16 protein-coding genes are annotated in these 16,760 nt (G+C 55.8%); 8 read left to right on the forward strand and 8 right to left on the reverse strand.

Translation table 11 applies throughout. From position 1 onward, the window contains the following. The first annotated feature begins 25 nt into the window (after positions 1 to 25). Complete coding sequence (locus ACQKE4_RS01045; protein ID WP_427386504.1) at positions 26 to 805, forward strand: helix-turn-helix domain-containing protein; 780 nt, start codon at positions 26 to 28, stop codon at positions 803 to 805. Between the two features lie 124 nt (positions 806 to 929). Here the strand turns inward: ACQKE4_RS01045 and gabT are convergent, their stop codons facing one another. Together gabT and ACQKE4_RS01055 are read right to left on the reverse strand one after the other, a co-directional pair. Beyond that, positions 930 to 2,201, reverse strand: a complete 1,272-nt coding sequence (gene gabT / locus ACQKE4_RS01050) for a 4-aminobutyrate--2-oxoglutarate transaminase (RefSeq protein WP_427386517.1) — start codon at positions 2,199 to 2,201, stop codon at positions 930 to 932. An 11-nt stretch (positions 2,202 to 2,212) separates the two neighbouring features. Then, positions 2,213 to 3,664 carry an NAD-dependent succinate-semialdehyde dehydrogenase gene (locus ACQKE4_RS01055; protein WP_427386505.1) on the reverse strand — a complete coding sequence of 484 codons (1,452 nt, stop codon included), beginning with the start codon at positions 3,662 to 3,664 and terminating at the stop codon, positions 2,213 to 2,215. A 139-nt stretch (positions 3,665 to 3,803) separates the two neighbouring features. On the opposite strand from ACQKE4_RS01055, the gene ACQKE4_RS01060 reads away from it, so the two are divergent. From ACQKE4_RS01060 to ACQKE4_RS01080, 5 genes are all read left to right on the forward strand, one after another. Beyond that, positions 3,804 to 5,222 (forward strand): PLP-dependent aminotransferase family protein, encoded by a 1,419-nt coding sequence (locus tag ACQKE4_RS01060; RefSeq protein WP_427386506.1) that lies wholly within the window; start codon positions 3,804 to 3,806, stop codon positions 5,220 to 5,222. A gap of 117 nt (positions 5,223 to 5,339) precedes the next feature. Next, a complete protein-coding gene (locus ACQKE4_RS01065) occupies positions 5,340 to 6,020 on the forward strand; it encodes a lysozyme-like domain containing protein (RefSeq protein WP_427386507.1) in 681 nt (226 codons plus the stop codon). 25 nt (positions 6,021 to 6,045) lie between these two features. Further along, the gene (locus tag ACQKE4_RS01070) at positions 6,046 to 6,786 is read left to right on the forward strand and encodes a TSUP family transporter (protein ID WP_427386508.1); all 741 of its coding nucleotides are present in this window, start codon (positions 6,046 to 6,048) and stop codon (positions 6,784 to 6,786) included. A gap of 69 nt (positions 6,787 to 6,855) precedes the next feature. After that, complete coding sequence (locus ACQKE4_RS01075; protein WP_290833988.1) at positions 6,856 to 8,043, forward strand: M24 family metallopeptidase; 1,188 nt, start codon at positions 6,856 to 6,858, stop codon at positions 8,041 to 8,043. Between the two features lie 144 nt (positions 8,044 to 8,187). Then, positions 8,188 to 8,559, forward strand: coding sequence for a hypothetical protein (locus ACQKE4_RS01080; protein ID WP_290833990.1), 372 nt, complete (start codon positions 8,188 to 8,190; stop codon positions 8,557 to 8,559). Positions 8,560 to 8,738: 179 nt separating this feature from the next. Here the strand turns inward: ACQKE4_RS01080 and cls are convergent, their stop codons facing one another. The 6 genes from cls to ACQKE4_RS01110 form a co-directional block, all read right to left on the reverse strand. Then, the gene (gene cls, locus ACQKE4_RS01085) at positions 8,739 to 10,217 is read right to left on the reverse strand and encodes a cardiolipin synthase (protein WP_427386509.1); all 1,479 of its coding nucleotides are present in this window, start codon (positions 10,215 to 10,217) and stop codon (positions 8,739 to 8,741) included. Further along, positions 10,214 to 10,963 carry a ferric reductase-like transmembrane domain-containing protein gene (locus tag ACQKE4_RS01090; RefSeq protein WP_081137392.1) on the reverse strand — a complete coding sequence of 250 codons (750 nt, stop codon included), beginning with the start codon at positions 10,961 to 10,963 and terminating at the stop codon, positions 10,214 to 10,216. Before ACQKE4_RS01090 ends, cls begins: the two co-directional genes overlap by 4 nt. Before the next feature lie 132 nt (positions 10,964 to 11,095). Further along, positions 11,096 to 12,136: a L,D-transpeptidase family protein gene (locus tag ACQKE4_RS01095; protein WP_427386510.1), complete on the reverse strand. Its 1,041-nt coding sequence runs from the start codon at positions 12,134 to 12,136 to the stop codon at positions 11,096 to 11,098. Further along, positions 12,133 to 12,963 (reverse strand): prolipoprotein diacylglyceryl transferase, encoded by an 831-nt coding sequence (gene lgt / locus ACQKE4_RS01100; RefSeq protein ID WP_427386511.1) that lies wholly within the window; start codon positions 12,961 to 12,963, stop codon positions 12,133 to 12,135. Before lgt ends, ACQKE4_RS01095 begins: the two co-directional genes overlap by 4 nt. Positions 12,964 to 12,981: 18 nt before the next feature. Further along, positions 12,982 to 13,842, reverse strand: a complete 861-nt coding sequence (locus ACQKE4_RS01105; RefSeq protein ID WP_427386512.1) for a F510_1955 family glycosylhydrolase — start codon at positions 13,840 to 13,842, stop codon at positions 12,982 to 12,984. Positions 13,843 to 13,923: 81 nt separating this feature from the next. Beyond that, entirely contained in the window at positions 13,924 to 15,528 is a 1,605-nt protein-coding gene (locus ACQKE4_RS01110; RefSeq protein WP_427386513.1) for a multicopper oxidase family protein, read from the reverse strand. A gap of 319 nt (positions 15,529 to 15,847) precedes the next feature. Between ACQKE4_RS01110 and ACQKE4_RS01115 the strand changes: the two genes are divergently transcribed. Continuing rightward, positions 15,848 to 16,045: a hypothetical protein gene (locus tag ACQKE4_RS01115; RefSeq protein ID WP_144983648.1), complete on the forward strand. Its 198-nt coding sequence runs from the start codon at positions 15,848 to 15,850 to the stop codon at positions 16,043 to 16,045. A 146-nt stretch (positions 16,046 to 16,191) separates the two neighbouring features. Then, positions 16,192 to 16,760 (forward strand): Spy/CpxP family protein refolding chaperone (locus ACQKE4_RS01120; RefSeq protein WP_427386514.1); only part of this gene is annotated, 569 nt, incomplete at its 3' end.

The raw sequence follows: 16,760 nt of genomic DNA on the forward strand, positions 1-16,760 counted from the left end.
GACAGAAGCCGATAACTTACCGCATATGCTAAACTCTTTTAATACACAGATAGAAAGATTTGAAGCCTTTTTTTCTGGCGTCGCCTTTGAGCCCCACCGGCACGATACGTATGCTGTAGGTAGAACCCTGGCAGGGGTTCATTGCTTCAATTACCGAGGTGAAAAAAGAACTAGCTTACCTGGCAATACCATTGTGCTTCATCCTGATGAACTTCATGATGGTGAGGCTGGCACGAATGACGGCTTCCACTACCGCATCATGTATATTGAGCCCTGTGCTCTTCAAGCTGTACTTGGTGGCCGCACATTACCCTACATAAAGGGGGGCGTCAGCACAGACCCTCGACTTCATGCCGCCACAGAATTTCTTATGAATGACCTTCAAACTGCTCATGAGCAGCTTGAAGAGGAAGATATCGTCTTCGAATTAGCCAATGTTCTCTCTGCTGTTGCCGGTCACAAAAGAGGTAGGGTGGCATACGACTATAACGCTGCAGAAAAGGCTAGAGAATATATCCACTATTCGTTGGATTCTCAGATCACACTGGATGATTTAGCGTTAGTGAGTGGCCGTGAAAAGTGGAGTTTATCAAGAGATTTCAGGGCATTATATGGAACAAGTCCATACCGTTACTTGACCATGCGGCGTCTTTCGTTTGTAAAACACTATTTGATCCAGGGTTATTCGTTGTCGTACGCCTCGGTTTCAGCTGGTTTCAATGACCAGAGCCATATGACAAACCACTTTAAGAAAGCCTTCGGTCTTACCCCTACTCAGTGGTTGTCTAGGTTTAAGAAAGGCTGAAGGGCCACTGGCTACTAATCACCGGCATCACAAAAACACTCAAACGCCTCTATGAAAAAACCGCCTTCGCCAGCAGCTTTCACTGTTTGACGATGGCGGGCTAAATGATTCTTATAACTTAGGATTAACTAAGCGCTTCCAACGACGCCTCAATAATGCTCAACCCTTCCTCCAATACCGCAGAAGAAACCGTCAGCGGTACCAGAATACGGATGCTGTTGCCGTAGAAACCACAGGAGAGCAAGATCAACCCTTTCTCGCGGGCTTTGGCACAGATCGCGCCGGTGAGCGCTGTATCGGGTTTTCCTTCACTATCAAGCAGTTCAAACGCTGCCATGGCGCCTAGCTGGCGGCCGTAGGCGACGGCGGGGAAGCGTTCTTCCCATACCGCGAAGCGTTCGGCCAGCATGTTGCCCATCTGCTCGCTGCGGTCCAGGATGTTCTCTTCTTCGATGGCTTCGATCACCGCCAGGGCCGCTGCGCAGGAGAGCGGGTTGCCGCTGTAGGTGCCGCCCAAGGAGTTGGGGCCGGAGGCGTCCATCACCTTGGCGGTGCCGACCACCGCAGAGAGCGGCATGCCGTTGGCGAGGCTCTTGGCGGTGGTGAGGATGTCCGCTTCGATACCGCTGTGTTCCAGCGCAAACAGCTTGCCGGTACGGGCGAAGCCGGACTGCACTTCGTCGGCGATCAGCAGAATGCCGTGCTCGTCGCACAGCGCGCGCAGGGCTTTCAGGTAGTCCGGTGAGGCGATGTAGAAGCCGCCTTCGCCCTGTACCGGCTCGATCACGATGGCCGCCGTGCGGTGCGGGGCGATATCGGTTTTGAACAGCGTGCGAATGGCGTTCAGCGAGGCTTCTTCGCTGATGCCGTGCAGCGGGTTGGGGAACGGGGCGCGGAATACGTCGCCCGGCATGGGGCCGAAGTCGTTCTTGTAGGGCAGCACCTTGCCGGTCATCGCCAGGGTCATCATGGTGCGGCCGTGGAAGGCACCATCGAAGGTGATGATGCCGGTGCGGCCAGTGGCGGCGCGGACGATCTTCACGGCGTTTTCCAGCGCTTCGGCGCCGGTGTTCACCAGCATGGCTTTGCGCTCGGGGCCACGCACCGGCGTCAGTTCGCAGAGCTTTTGGCACAGCTGCACGTAGGGCGCGTAGGAGATCACCGCCGCGCTGGTGTGCATGACTTTCTTGAGCTGCGCTTCCACGGCGGCGACGATTTTCGGGTGGCGATGGCCCAGGTTGAGCACACCGATGCCGCCCGCGAAGTCGATCCAGCGGTTGCCGTCGGCGTCCCACAGTTCGGCGTTTTCGGCGCGCTCGGCAAACTGGGTGGTGGGCGTGGCGGCACCGTTGGCCACGAAGCGGTTTTTCAGTTCATTCAATTCTTGGTTAGTCATCATCGTTCTCTTTACAGGCCGCCTACGCAGACGTATTTCAGTTCGGTAAATTCATCCAATCCGTGGTGAGAGCCTTCGCGACCCAACCCGGACTCTTTCACGCCGCCAAACGGCGCCAGCTCGGTGGAGATCAGCCCTTCGTTCACACCCACCATGCCGTATTCAAGCGCTTCCATGGTGCGCCAGATGCGGCGGTAATCCGTGGCGTAGAAGTAGGCAGCCAGGCCAAACGGCGTGTCGTTGGCCATGGCGATGGCTTCTTCGTCCTGCTTGAAGCGGAACACCGGCGCGACTGGGCCAAAGGTCTCTTCGTCGGCCACGGCCATTTGGGTGGTCACATCCGCCAATACCGTGGGGGTGAAGAAGCGCTCCCCCGCTGCGTGGGGCTGGCCACCGCACAGTAGCCGCGCGCCTTGGTTTATTGCGTCATCCACATGGCGCTGAACCTTGTCCACTGCCGCCTGATTGATCAGCGGGCCGATAATGCTGCCTTCCGCTAGGCCGTCGCCTACTTTTAGCGCGTTCACTCGTTCGGTAAGCTTGCTGACGAACGCGTCGTAAATGCCGTCCTGCACCAGGAAGCGGTTGGTGCACACACAGGTTTGCCCGGCGTTGCGGAATTTGGAGGCGATGGCACCGGCCACGGCGGCGTCCACATCGGCATCGTCAAAAACGATAAACGGCGCGTTGCCGCCCAGTTCCATGGCGGTTTTCTTCACCGTGCTGGCGCACTGGGCCAGCAGATGTTTGCCCACTGGGGTCGAGCCGGTAAACGAGACTTTGCGCACCCGTGGATCGGTGGTGAGCACTTCCCCCACGGCGGCGGGTTTGGAAGCGGTGACCACGTTAATGGTGCCTGCGGGCAGGCCGGCTTCTAGCGCTAAATAGGCAGCGGCAAGTGCGGTAAGCGGCGTGGCTTCAGCAGGTTTGATCACTACCGTGCAGCCCGCGGCCAGGGCCGGGGCGCACTTACGGGTAATCATCGCCAGCGGGAAGTTCCACGGGGTGATCGCGGCCACCACGCCCACCGGCTCGCGCAGTACCAGCAGGCGCTTGTCAGCACCGTGGCTGGGCAGGGTTTCCCCGGCCATGCGCTTGGCTTCTTCAGCGAAGAACTCGATGAACGATGCGCCGTAGGTCACTTCGCCTTTGGCTTCCGCCAGCGGCTTGCCCTGCTCTAAGGTCATCAGGCGGGCCAGATCATCGGCATGTTCATTAATTAGCTCAAACCAGCGACGCAGCAGTGCTGAGCGCTGCTTTACCGGTGTGGCGCGCCAGCCAGCGCCAGCGTTGTAAGCCGCTGCCACGGCATCACGGGTATCGTCGGCGCTCAAGTCCGCCACGTGGGCAATTGTCTCGCCGGTGGCGGGGTTGTCCACCGCGAAGGTCTGCTGGCCCTTGCGCCATTCACCGCCCACCAGGGCCGGTACGGCATCGTGCAACCACTGTTCTATAAAGCTCATGGTCTTCTCCTAGATTAATAACACTGCGTTTACGCTAGCAGTAATATGGTTGCAGGCGAATGCACCACTTTTGCGTTCAACCAGACCACTTTTCTGTTTTACTGACACATTGGTGAGCACTGTGATGTTGGGGATAGGAATGGATGGCCAGTCAGCTTTACAACAACTTGTAAAACACTATACGCAGCAACCTGAACGCTTAAGTAAACAAGTTCGAATTGAGCAAGCGCTGAGACAAGCGGTTACCCAGGAGTGGCCTAACCAGACTCGCCTACCTTCTCACCGGCAACTAGCGTCAGCGTTAGGCGTTGCTCGGTATACACTGTCACTAGCTGTTGCGACGCTGCTTAAAGAGGGCTTGCTTACGACGTCTCATGGCAGTGGCACTTGGAGCTGCAAAGTGTCAGCCCCTGTTATCTCAAAACCCACCAGTGTGCAGCTATCAAAACGTGCACAACGAGTGTTGCGTTGGCCGGGTGCGAGCACTGTTCAAAGCGGCGCTTTTGTGCCCGGCATTCCTGATATCGCCCAGTTCCCGATGCGTAAATGGCGGCAGCTGTATGCCAGCGTGACGGTGCCGCAAAATGCGCTGCTGCTCTCCTACTCCACCGGTGGCTACGGGCCATTAAAGCGCGCGATACGTGATTTTTTGGCAAGCTGGCGCAACCTTAACTGCGATATTGAGCAAATCATCATTACCGACGGCACCCATAACGGTATTGAGCTATGCGCCATGGCGCTGGCCGATGTTGGCGATACCGTTGCCATGGAGTCCCCCTGCTATTGGGGCGCACGCAATGTGTTTACTGCGACGGGGTTGGAGATCCAGATGCTGGCTTGGCAGTCCGGCCAAGGGCACTCGTTACCGGTTGATCCAGGCCCGGTAAAACTGGCTTACCTTACGGGCTCCCACCACTACCCCCTCAGCGTGCCTACTAGCGCTGTCGATAAACAACGTTTGTGCGATGCCTTAGCGCCCGCTTATATTGTTGAAGATGATTACGAGTTCAATCGCGATGATCACCCTAACCTGCTCTTTGACCCACACTCGGCGCGTCACTTGCTGGTGGGCTCGTTTTCCAAGATGATGTTTCCAGGTCTGCGGTTAGGTTATTTAGTCGTGCCGCACCATTTAGCGGGGCCCATGAACCGCCTGCGCAGCGAGCTTTTCCGCGAAGGCCGCATGCTTGATCAGGCGGTACTGGCGCAGTTTATTTTTGATGGTGATTTGGATACCTGGTGTCGGCGTATTCAGCGCGACTACTTAGGCCGCCAACAGGTGCTACATGATCAGCTACGTTCGCTGCCCCAGGTACGTAGCGTTTCGCCACCTAGCAGCGCCATTAGCCTATGCGTTGAGTTTGAACCGCCGGTTAATGACGTGCAGATCGCCCAAACGCTGTTAAAAGAGCACTTAATTGTGCGCCCATTGAGTCCGGTATGCGCCAAGCATGACCCCCGCGTTGGCTTGGTGATGGGTGTGGGCATGCTCTCGGGTGAAACCTTAGTGCGCGAAGCCCAGCGGCTGCGTCGCTGCTTGGAGGTTTTATTACGCTAGGCGCGGCTGGGGGCTCACCGCTCATTGATTGATAAGGGAGTTCTTTTCAACACCTTATCCACAAGACTTCAATAACGTATTCACAAAATTTAAACAACTTATGCACAAGGGCTTTTTATGCACCTCCCTGTTGATAGTTTTGCCGCTGACGCTTCACCTGCATTCGCTTCTCTTCGCTTTTGGCTAGCGATGAGCCTTGTTTTATTGCTTTCTGGCTGCGCCACCTTTGCCCCCAATCCCCCTCAGGATCAAAGCAATATCTGTGAGATATTTCGCGAACAGCCTAGTTGGTATGACTACGCACGCGATTCACAGCAAAAATGGGGGACCCCAATTGCCACCCAGATGTCGTTTATTCAGCAGGAGTCCTCGTTTCGTAGCCATGTTCGCCCTGACCGCAAGCGCTACCTAGGCTTTATTCCGGGCCCCCGCCCTTCCTCTGCCAGGGGCTACGCCCAGGCCCAAGACCCGGTTTGGGGCGAGTATCAAGATCAAGCAGGCAGCCTGTTTGCCCGGCGTACCCATATGAAACATGCCACCGATTTTATTGGCTGGTACAACCGCCGCTCTCAGCAGCAGGCGGGCATATCGCTCAGTAACCCTGAACACCTCTATTACGCCTATCATGAAGGCGCAGGTGGCTACCAACGCGGCAGCTACCGCGGTAAGCCCCACGTGTTAAATGCTGGCAGCCAGGTGGCGGCACGCGCTAACCGCTATCAAGCGCAGCTCAATGCCTGTGAGGCAGAATTCCAGTGTCAGCGCTTCTATCAGGTCTGGCCGTTTTGTCGTAGTTAAGTGTTAAGAGCTAAGGGATCTGACGATGTCACTATGGATTGGAGCAGTCCTGGTTAGCGTGGTGTTTTTCACCTCAATGCTCTCCGGCGTTTTTGGTATGGCGGGCGGTTTGGTACTGCTATGGTTTCTGCTGCTGATCTTTCCGGCTGCGACTGCCATGGCCGTGCACGGGGTTATTCAGCTGACCGCGAATGCATCACGTGCATGGCTTTCAAGGCATTTTATTGTCTGGCGTATTGTCGCCTTTATGACGCTGGGGGTGCTTAGCGCCGCAGGCCTGCTTCTACTGTTCAATTACAGCCCCAATGCTGCCAGCGTCTCACTTTTGATAGGCCTAATGCCGATATTGGTGTGGATGCCCAAGCGCTGGTTTCACCTGGATGCTAACCGCGCCAGCCACGCGCTTTGCTGCGGCATTGCTTCCGGCGGATTGACCATAGCCGCGGGGGTTTCCGGGCCATTGATCGATATCTTCTTTGTGCGCTCACGCATGGATCGCCGCCAAGTAGTGGCGACCAAAGCAATGATTCAGGTGGTGGCGCACAGTATTAAAATCATCTTCTATCTCGGCGCCGCCATGGCGCTTAGCGCAGGTGAATGGGGCATTGTGCTGTTAGCGGCGCCGTTTGCGATCTTTGGCACCCACACTGGAAACCGCATTTTACACCGACTCACTGATGCCAACTTCCGCACCTGGACACGCTGGATCGTGACCGGTATTGGGGTTTTCTACTTTATTCAGGGGATATTCCTACTCACCCGCTAGCGTTGAGAGAGATAAAAGCGGGCTTAAAGCAGGTGCCTATACTGACCTTACCTATTAAAGGAGGTCGCTATGGATTACCACCACTACCGCACAGCCCTTGCGGAAACGCTCGCCCAAAGTGAGCTGCCTTTTCCCGCTGCGGAATACCAGGTGCGCCTGGAGAAGGTGCGCAATGCCATGACTGAGCATGGATTAGACGCGCTGCTGCTTACCGACCCCGCCGATATTAATTACCTCACCGGTTATCACACTTTTGAAGTCTCAGTTCATGCCTGCTTGATCTGCACACAAGAGAAACTAGTGTTGCAAGTCGCCTCCATTGAAACCGGCGCGGCGGTAGTTACCGCCCGAGTCGATGAGATCATCGGTTACCGCTGGGAAAATCTGGATGAAATCATCACGCCGCTGGCAGACTTGCTTTCTCCTTGCTCGAAAATTGGTATTGATGGCTGGAGCAGCGGGCTGCGCTTTGGGGTAATCGATGCGCTGATGCAGACTATCGGCCGTGAGCGCTTTAGCGAAGCAGGCGCAGTGGTCGATACGATTCGACTTATAAAAAGCCCCGCCGAACTTGAGATGCTGCAACAGAGCGCACGAATCACCGCTCTTGGGCTAGAGACCGCGATACAGAGTGTTCGCCCCGGCATGACCGACAACGATATTGCCGCCGTGGGCGCCAAAGCGCTGTTGGAAAACGGCAGCGAGTTTATGAGCCTGCAGCCCATTGTGACCAGCGGGCACCGTATTGGTGTGATTCACGTCAACCATAAGCGGCGTGTCATTCAGCCTGACGAACCGGTTTTCCTAGAGTTCGGTGCTGCCTATCAACGCTATACAGCACCGATGATGCGTACTGCGGTGACGGGTACTCCAAACTCGGCGCTCTCCGCCACTCGGGATCTGTGCCGCTCAATTTTTGAAGCGCTCTGCGACGCCATGCGGCCTGGCCACACCTTTGATGCAGCCGCCCAGGCGGCTGACGCTTTACTTGCACCGCATCGTGACCAGTATTTTTTCTCCGGTGTCTTTGGCTATGCCGTGGGTGCGCAGTTTCCGCCTAGCTGGGTGGAGGGCACCGGCTTTATCGCCAAAGGTCAGGCCTGTATTTTTGAACGCAATATGGTCTTCCACCTGCCGCTCTGCCTACGCGTGCCCGGCCAGTGGGGCGTTGGAATAAGCGACACTGTGGTGGTGACTGAAAACGGAGCAAAACCGCTGACCAATAACGACTGGCAGCTGTTTGAGGCGCGCTCATAGCCTCTCGTATAGCCCCCTATATAGCCCCTCTCATAGTCCCTGCATTGACACATCTATTGAGTAGCGCTATCGTCACCATAAATGCAAATGAGAAACACTCTCTTTATTTATTAAATAGACAGTCAGGCGTGAGGGACTAGTGGGATGACTAGCGAGCAGCGGCAACTTCGCCAAACGGTCATATTTTTGCGCACCTCTTTTGAAGCGGTTCAGCACTCTATTGCTGGCCGCTTGGAAGACCCGCTGCCCTGCTGGATGGACACCAGCATGCTGACTATGCTGTCGCGCGAACTCAACCGCTGCTGCCAGCAGTCCAAACCACTCTTTGCCCCCCTCGTTACTGAGCAACTCTATATTGCTGCCCAGCAGTGCGAGCTGTTACTCAAGCAGTGCCCTGGCGTACTCAGCAGTGCGGTCTGTCATCGCCAGCTGGGCGCTATTATGCTGCCACTTACCTCTGCACTGCAGCAGATCAATACCCCCGCCAAGCGCCGCTGGCCTTGGCAGCGACACTAACAACAAGTTGATTAACCCTCCAACTACTTGTAAATATTTATATGCCATAGCATCTGTAACGCTAAGCAAGCAGCGAGCTGGAAAAGCATTGTTAACACAGAGTGACCATATTGCTAGACGTTATCGAGATTCAGCCACACCGGAGAGTAGAAAGGAGGTAGTAAAAGTTAAGCCCCGCCTCAAAGCACAGGTGCCAAGAGATAAGCTCCTCTTGCTGCTACTCGGTGCCAAAGCGGCTTATCATTGATCTCCTCTGGCTGCATCTGCCGAGCCCGCGCGAAATCCGCCTTGAACATCGCATCAACCTCGGCGGCAAAGTCGGCGTCCATCACCATCGCCGTCACCTCGAAGTTGAGTCGAAAGGAGCGGTTGTCGAGGTTAACGGTACCCACTGCCGCACCGATTTCGTCAACCAAAAAGGCTTTGCCATGTAAGAAGCCCCCCTCGTAGCGATAGACCTCGACCCCCGCCTCGAGAAGCGAATCGAGAAAGGCATAGGCCGCAAAGTAGGTTAGAAGGTTATCTGGACGTTCGGGAATCAGGATTTTCACCTCTACTCCGCTTAACGAGGCTAGTTTAAGCATCGCCAGCACCCCCTCATCTGGCACAAAGTAGGGACTGGATATCCAGATACGCTCTTGCGCGGCGTGAATTGCCTGTTGAATCATCAGACTAGCCGTCTCAAATCGGTCTGCGGGCCCACTCGGAAGAATGAGCACCGGTGTACCATGGCCGCTTGGAATTAGCGGTGACCAGGGAAGCTCGGGGATTTCCTCAGTCGCCCAGTGCCAATCTTCAAGAAACACCAGCTGCAGCGCCAAGGCCGCAGGCCCCTCAATCATTAGGTGGGTATCACGCCACGGGCCAATTCGTGGGTGGCCTTCCAAGTATTCATCGCCAACATTGAATCCACCGACCCAAGCTCTTTCCCCATCGGCCACCATTATCTTGCGATGGTTGCGAAAGTTGAGCTGGAAGCGATTACCTGTCCCCCGCGTAGAATGAAAGCGATGTACTCGAACACCCGCCTCTTCCAGCGTCTGGAGATAGTGGCTCGGCAACGCATAACTTCCAATTTCATCGTATAGAAAGAAGACCTCCACGCCCTGCCTAGCCTTCTCAATCAGCCGTGCCTGCAGCGCCAATCCCACTGCATCAGCCCGAACGATATAAAACTGCACAAGCAGATAGCGCTCAGCAGCATCAATACCGGCAAACAAGCTCTCGAAGGTCTGCTCACCGTCGATCAGCAGTTCCACCCGGTTGCCACCTAGAAACGGCAGCTTGGCCAGCTGTTCGACACCCACCAGATGCTTGTCAGCGTGTTCATCCGAAACCCCATGAGCCCGCAGCTCGGCCAGTTTTTCAGCAAGCGCCTGCCCCAACACCGAGTTCTCGTCGCGTCGTGCAGAGACATAGCCCTGGAATTTCGTGCGGCCGAACACCCAGTAGGCTGGCACCGCCACATAGGGCAATGTGTTTAGTGAAACGATCCAGGCCACAGCTCCCTGAGAGGTACGGCTCGACATCATCGCATCCAGTGACGACACAAACCCAACCAGATGAGCAACTCCCACCACGAGCAGTAAACGACGCCAGAATCGACGTCGCCTGGAGGGCAGCGTTACTGCCCCCGGCTTTTCCCTTTCATCGCTCATGCTCCCCCTAAACCACCTTTTCTTCGCTGTAAAATCAGTTTTATCATTGCCGCAACCTGAACGGTAAAGACAATACTCACGAGCCCTACAAACCAGAACCGAAACCAATTGGGCCCAGACACCCCACTCTGGAAAACTAGATTCCTGAGACTCAGCTCATAATGTAGGAAGAGAAAGTAGATTCCATGAAGAGCAACTAGATAGAAAACCACATAGGCATAATTTTGAAGATGCTTCCATGTTGAGCTTCCCAGGAAGCGCATGGCCTTGTCGGATGATATGGCAAACAGGACGAGCCCAAAAAAGAGGGCGACTAACCCGACCATATTCGCAAGCCCGAACCCCGGATCCACAAGAACCGGGCCTGAAAGCCCCGCCAAAGGCAGCTCCTGATAGCCTAAAAATCCACGAATCGACCACCGTGCCCAGCCATCCCACACTAGAAAAGCATGCACAGAGGCAAAGATCGCAAACCAGATCCCGAAGGCTCGCCGCCAATTGACAAGAAAGCTCAATTGCCTAGGCCATATTTTCACCACAGGGCCTATCACCATGGTGACAAATAACAGGATAAAAGCAGCATCGCCTAAAGCACGCCAAGTGCGCATCTCAGCGTCCCACTCCATTCGGCTCAACCAAAAAAGATAAGCTGTCATGGCACCAATCAGTACAACAACGAAATGCCTTCCAATTCTATGACGCCTAGTCGACATACTGACTTTTTTAGCTATAACGTGATGGTTCATATTTTTTCATACCTAGACACCACTTCATCGCAAGGCTAACCCTATTTCACATATGATTAATATCGACTTTATTCGGGTGCCTGGGAAGCTTGGCTGACTTTTCTCAGCATCCCAAACACCCTTATGAAAGCGTTAAAGACCCACCTCATAAAGCAATATCAAGGGTTGTGCTTGTTCTTCTAGAAGCTCATCCTGAGTTGGCGGTTCGATGGGCACTACTTGACCGTCGGACCTCTCCAGCAGTTCTTGGAGTTGTGCATAATTTACCGATTGATCCACGATGTACTGATTGAGCATCGGCTGCGTCTCAAGCAGTGATTGTATGCCGTGATTCTGATCTCCAAGAAACTGATATACCTGCACAAACGCAGTGCCATCGTCCCAGCCGATCTTGACGGGCTGATCGACGATATTAACCTGAGTACCTAAAGGCACAGCACCGAATATTGCTTTAATATCTTCCGGAAACATGCGTATGCAGCCACGGCTAGCGCGCATGCCAATGCCGTCTGGATCATTAGTACCGTGAATTAGATAACCAGGTATATCGAGTAGGATGGCATGCTTGCCGAGTGGGTTATCGGGACCTGGCGGCACCACGGCGGGTGCTGATTCGCCCCGCGCCGCCGCTTCTTCACGCATGGAACGTGGCGGATACCAGGCAGGATCCTCAAGCCGCATGGTAGTGGTGGTAATTCCCAGTGGGGTGTCATAGCCGTCTCGACCGATACCGATCGGATAGGTCTCGACTCGGGGCACCTCACCTTCGCCTATCTCCGGAAAATAATAGAGACGCAACTCGGCGATGTTAATGACAATACCAGTCCTATCAGCATCGGGCAGGATGTGCTGGGCTGGCACGACCACTTCTGTTCCGACGCCCGGCACCCAAAGACTGACGTTCGGATTAGCCCGACGGATTTCCTCGTAGCCCAGGTTATGGGTACGGGCGATATCGAGGAGCGTATCCGCCTCGTTGTCTACCACTACCTTATAGGCCTCACCAATCAGGTCACCGTATTCAGGCAACCTGTAGTGGCCCAGTGGCCACTCCCCTGTTTCTTCAGCAAGCACAGGTGAAGTGCTCAGCAGCGTAGCAACAAGCAACGCGCCTAGCCCCGTTTTAATAGTAATGGCAGTGATGGTGTGGGAGTGCCCAAGCGTTAGTATCATTGTGTCTTCCTCTCTCGGCGGCGCAGATATAAACCGGGTTGGCTATGATTCTCCACCGGCTGTTGGCGCGACCAGGTGATCAGTGCCATGCCGACCAGTATCATCGGGGTAGTCAGGAGCATTCCCATGGTGACCCAGTCAAACGCAAGGAAGCCGATGTGTTCGTCCGGCAACCTCACGAATTCAACCGTGAAGCGGAATACGCCGTACAGCAGCAAAAAGAGACCAGAGATCAGGCCTCGCCGACGCGGTTCAGCGGACAGCCACCACAGCAGCACGAACAGCACCACCCCTTCCAGGACGAATTCATAAAGCGCAGAGGGGTGGCGTGGCTCTGGGCCCATGTGGGGAAACGGCATCGCCCAGGGCAGGTTGCTGACGCGCCCCGGCAGCTCGTGATTGATGAAATTGCCGATTCGCCCTGCACCAAGACCGATCGGCACCAGTGGTGCGATGAAGTCGGTTAGGGCAAAGAAGCCGAGCCGATGCTTTCGCGCAAACCATAGCGTCGCCGCCAGCACCCCGAGCAGTCCACCATGAAAGCTCATACCGCCTTCCCAAACTTTGAACAGCCATAAGGGGTTGGCCATAAACTGTTCTATTCCATAGAACAGGACATAGCCCAACCGGCCACCAACCACTACGCCTACCGCGGAGTAAAAGATCAGGTCGCTAATGTCATCGTGGGTTAGCTTAAGCCGATTAGCTCTAAGGCGCCCAAGCCACCAGGCGGCGCCGAAGCCCACCACATACATCAGGCCATACCAGTGAATCGCGAACGGGCCGAGGCTGATGGCCACTGGATCAATCTGGGGATATTGCAACATGTGGTATCTCCCAATTCATTAGAGGTGCGACCAATCGCGCCCACCGTTATTACTGATCAGCAGTTGATTGAGGTCATCAACCGCCACCAAACGCTGGGAGTCGTGCGGATCCAGCGCCAGATGCATCAGATAGCGCTCTTCCCAGCCACGCTTGACTACCTCCCAATCCCGGCTGCCCTCCCCAACTCTCAGCAAGCCTACCCCTATCATGAAGGCGTAAAGCTCTCCTTGGCTGGCCACCACCAGGCTCGTAGGGCGACGCTCAGGGTATACTTGTCGCCATCGTTCGCCTCCGTCAGGACTCATCAATAGCCCGGTTTGGGTGGCGGCATAGAGTTGTTCGGGATCACGGCTCGAGGCAGCCAGTGAAATCAGCCCGGCCGGCGCCTGGGCGCGAATCTGCCAATTGGCTCCACCATCCTGGCTGACTTGGAGCTGGCCACCATTAGCCCCATAGAGCACGTCGGGACTGGCCTCACTGATGGTCATCTGATGAAAGTCCACCGGGCCATCAACGCCGATAGCTAATTGTGACCAGCTGCGGCCTGAATCACGGGACTTAACCACGCCGAGGTTGCCTCCTCTGGCCGGGTGGCCGCTGGCAAAGAAGGTCTCGGCTTCTTCTGGGTGAGGAGCAAAGCCCATGAAGTCATGGGTCTCCTCCGAGACCCGGCGGGCCATTCCATCACTACCAACGGCATAGAAGCCATGATGGGTGGCCAACCACAGTCGTTCGCTATCCGCTCGATCGACGGCCAGGCCGTGAATATGGGTCTGCTCTCGCAGTTGCTCAAGACTGATACTACTCGGTTCTCGGGAGCAACCTGTCAGCAGGGTAAGCAGGAAGGCCACGGCGAGTGGCCAGCGATAATAGGTCATGACACCACATCCTTATCAGTCGTCAGGTGGACAAGCACCACGCAAAGCCAGCGCGTAGTGCCGAAGCAAAACAAGGCAAGCTCAGCTCACACGGATCGTCGCCATCATGCCTAGCTCTTCGTGTTCGATGATGTGGCAGTGGAACAGCCAATCGCCGGGCTCGGGGAACACCATGCGTAGCCTGAGGCGCTGATAAGGAGCCAGGTTGACGGTGTCCTTCCAGGCCAGCCAGGGCGCGTCTCGCCATTCACTGTCAGCATCGCGGGTAGCGATCACCTGAAAGTGGGTGCCATGCACATGGAAGGGGTGATCCATATGGGAGTTATTGAAGACTTCCCACTCCTCTACCTCGCCAACCTGCCCCTCAAACAGGACGTCGTTCATGGCAAAGGCACGGCCGTTGATCAGAAAATCCACCTTGGGTCGAACCGCTCTATCATCGTCGCTAGCGTGACTCGCCCCATGCCCCGGCCCATGGGTTCCGTGATGGCTGTCACTGCCGCCGTGGCCGGCATGCGGATCGCCATTCACCGCACCGTGATTGTCATGGTCTGGCATCACCTCGGTCAGTTCCACTTGACGTCTCACCACTGGTTCGCCCAGGGGTTCGATATGGGACAAGGGGTCAGGTAACGCGACGGCGGGGTATACGCCAGTATTTAGGGTATGAATCGATAATAGCGAAGCAATCTCGTCCAGATGTGCCGGCTTAGCCCCCATCCAACCACGTGTATAGGGATGACTCGCCAGCTCAAAACTCCTTTCAGATTTCTCGCTGATGCGTACTAGCAGATCGACCCGCTCACCCGGGGTGAGCAGCAACTCTTCGAGTGGTTGTGGTCGCTCGATCAGCCCGCCATCGGTACCGATCAGGGTCAACTCGTGATCTTCCAAGCGTAAACGCAAGTACCGGCCAGCACAGGCGTTGACCAGCCGCAGCCGCAGAGTAGTGCCCGGCGCCACATCAAGACGTGGCTCGCGTTGGCCGTTGACCAACAGAAGCTCCCCCTCGCGTCCATTCATCCAATCTTCGCTGGTATGGGGCGCCACTTCGCCATTCATATTCAGGCGCAGGTCGCTGACCACTAGCAAATGTTCCTTCACCTCCGCGGGCAACACGTCTAGCCGGGGTCTGACCAACAATGCCCCCGCTAAGCCATGAGCTACCTGACGCGCAGTACCTTCATGTGGGTGGGGGTGAAACCAGTGTAACCCTGCACTCCCCCTATGAAAAACATAACGATAATGTCGTGACTCTCCTGGTAATACGGCTTCCCAGGGTGCCCCATCTTGCGACTGGGGCACCGGTACCCCATGCCAGTGCAGCGTCGTTTCCTGCTCAAGCTCATTTATCAGCGTAATGTCTAACTCATCCCCCTCGCGCACCTCAATCAATGGCAACACTTTACCGTTGTAGAGCCACAACTTTGCCTCCAGCCCATCGCTCACTGGCAGCGCATGGGCAGCGGGGGTTAACACACTTTGAAAGCGCCCAACCTGATCACTCAAGTTTGCAATCCGAGGCAATGGTTGAAGGGGTTGTCCTGCAGGGATGCTAGCGTTATCCAGCAGAGCTGTTGGTGACGCCTGTGTATGCCGTCCGGCCAAAGCGTGAACCAATAGGCCAGACCCAGATAGGGCAATACCACCCAGGGTGGTGTAGCGAAGAAATTCGCGACGTTTCATGGCTATTCCTCGTGATTAAAATCATCATCTTGGCCCGCCATAGGCGAGCTGAACGTTCAGCGATGAAGGTTTAAACGCGAGGAGGGCGATCAAGGAGCGCGCGTGGAGCTGGTGACCAGTTGACTAAATAACGAGGCAAGGTCGACGTGGCGGAGGTTGCGTCTTCGATAAGCAACGCGAGATTTACCGCACACTGAGCACAGGGCATACAGCACTCTGCCATATGGGAGGCATCGTGGTCGCCAATGCTGACCGACCCAACAACTTCGATCGCTCCACTGGCTAGATCAATGTCAGTGAACAGACAAGGTTCATCTTCATGATGATCCATCGCCACGACTATCAATGGCTGCGCCAAGGCAAGGCTTATCAGCAAACAAAGCAGCCATTTAAAAGTGGAGCAATTCATGACAAAGAAGTAATCACTATCGAGTGGAGGATATTAAGAGTATTTCATGGCTTCACAGACACACGCAACCCAAGTGCAGCAGGCAGGTTGCCGAATTACCAAAATTGATACAGGTCAACAAACTGCCTACTTTCACGCCCTGAGATGCCTTAGGCATGCCTGAATGCCATATTGAGAATTGACCTAGGTGCTACATAACCTCAATACTTCAGGCATCGGCCTTTGATATAGGCCTGTCGCTAAGGAGAACGACCATGGTTATTCGCAAGCAGACTCTCGCCCTCGGACTCGCCCTGGCACTCGGTGCCGGTAGTGCCGGCACCGCCCTCGCCCAGGGCATGCCGGACTCTCGCCCCGGTCAGGGAAGCGGCATGATGGGAGGAATGATGGGCAGTGGCGGCCAGGGCGGCATGGGCCCCGGCATGATGGGAGGCATGATGGGCGGCGGCGGCCAGGGCGGCATGGGCCCCGGCATGATGGGAGGCATGATGGGCGGCGGCATGATGCCCTGCCCGATGATGGGCGAGGGCATGGGCATGATGTCGATGCTCGACCCCGATCAGCGCAGCCAGATGCGCGAATTGATGCAGGAGCACCGCCCGGCCCAGTTCGAGCGCAAGGGGCGCCTGATGAATCTGCGCGACGACCTGATGGCCGAGATGCACGGCGATCGCCCAGACCCTGATGAGGTTCAGGCGCTACACGGACAGATGGCCGAGTTGCACGGTGAGATGATGGCCGAGATGGTGCGCATGCGTAACGCCATGCACGACCTCATGACCGATGAGCAGCGCGAGCAGCTCCGCCAGGCGGCGCCCGCCGA

This window comes from Halomonas sp. NPDC076908, from assembly GCF_050269715.1.
Lineage (GTDB): Bacteria > Pseudomonadota > Gammaproteobacteria > Pseudomonadales > Halomonadaceae > Vreelandella.

What these genes read in the sequence shown, in the direction of transcription:
- ACQKE4_RS01045 (WP_427386504.1), top strand. Translation starts at nt 26, where the DNA reads ATGCTAAACTCTTTTAATACACAGATAGAAAGATTTGAAGCCTTTTTT.
- gabT (WP_427386517.1), bottom strand. Translation starts at nt 2,201, where the DNA reads ATGACTAACCAAGAATTGAATGAACTGAAAAACCGCTTCGTGGCCAAC.
- ACQKE4_RS01055 (WP_427386505.1), bottom strand. Translation starts at nt 3,664, where the DNA reads ATGAGCTTTATAGAACAGTGGTTGCACGATGCCGTACCGGCCCTGGTG.
- ACQKE4_RS01060 (WP_427386506.1), top strand. Translation starts at nt 3,804, where the DNA reads ATGGATGGCCAGTCAGCTTTACAACAACTTGTAAAACACTATACGCAG.
- ACQKE4_RS01065 (WP_427386507.1), top strand. Translation starts at nt 5,340, where the DNA reads ATGCACCTCCCTGTTGATAGTTTTGCCGCTGACGCTTCACCTGCATTC.
- ACQKE4_RS01070 (WP_427386508.1), top strand. Translation starts at nt 6,046, where the DNA reads ATGTCACTATGGATTGGAGCAGTCCTGGTTAGCGTGGTGTTTTTCACC.
- ACQKE4_RS01075 (WP_290833988.1), top strand. Translation starts at nt 6,856, where the DNA reads ATGGATTACCACCACTACCGCACAGCCCTTGCGGAAACGCTCGCCCAA.
- ACQKE4_RS01080 (WP_290833990.1), top strand. Translation starts at nt 8,188, where the DNA reads ATGACTAGCGAGCAGCGGCAACTTCGCCAAACGGTCATATTTTTGCGC.
- cls (WP_427386509.1), bottom strand. Translation starts at nt 10,217, where the DNA reads ATGAGCGATGAAAGGGAAAAGCCGGGGGCAGTAACGCTGCCCTCCAGG.
- ACQKE4_RS01090 (WP_081137392.1), bottom strand. Translation starts at nt 10,963, where the DNA reads ATGAACCATCACGTTATAGCTAAAAAAGTCAGTATGTCGACTAGGCGT.
- ACQKE4_RS01095 (WP_427386510.1), bottom strand. Translation starts at nt 12,136, where the DNA reads ATGATACTAACGCTTGGGCACTCCCACACCATCACTGCCATTACTATT.
- lgt (WP_427386511.1), bottom strand. Translation starts at nt 12,963, where the DNA reads ATGTTGCAATATCCCCAGATTGATCCAGTGGCCATCAGCCTCGGCCCG.
- ACQKE4_RS01105 (WP_427386512.1), bottom strand. Translation starts at nt 13,842, where the DNA reads ATGACCTATTATCGCTGGCCACTCGCCGTGGCCTTCCTGCTTACCCTG.
- ACQKE4_RS01110 (WP_427386513.1), bottom strand. Translation starts at nt 15,528, where the DNA reads ATGAAACGTCGCGAATTTCTTCGCTACACCACCCTGGGTGGTATTGCC.
- ACQKE4_RS01115 (WP_144983648.1), top strand. Translation starts at nt 15,848, where the DNA reads ATGATGATCCATCGCCACGACTATCAATGGCTGCGCCAAGGCAAGGCT.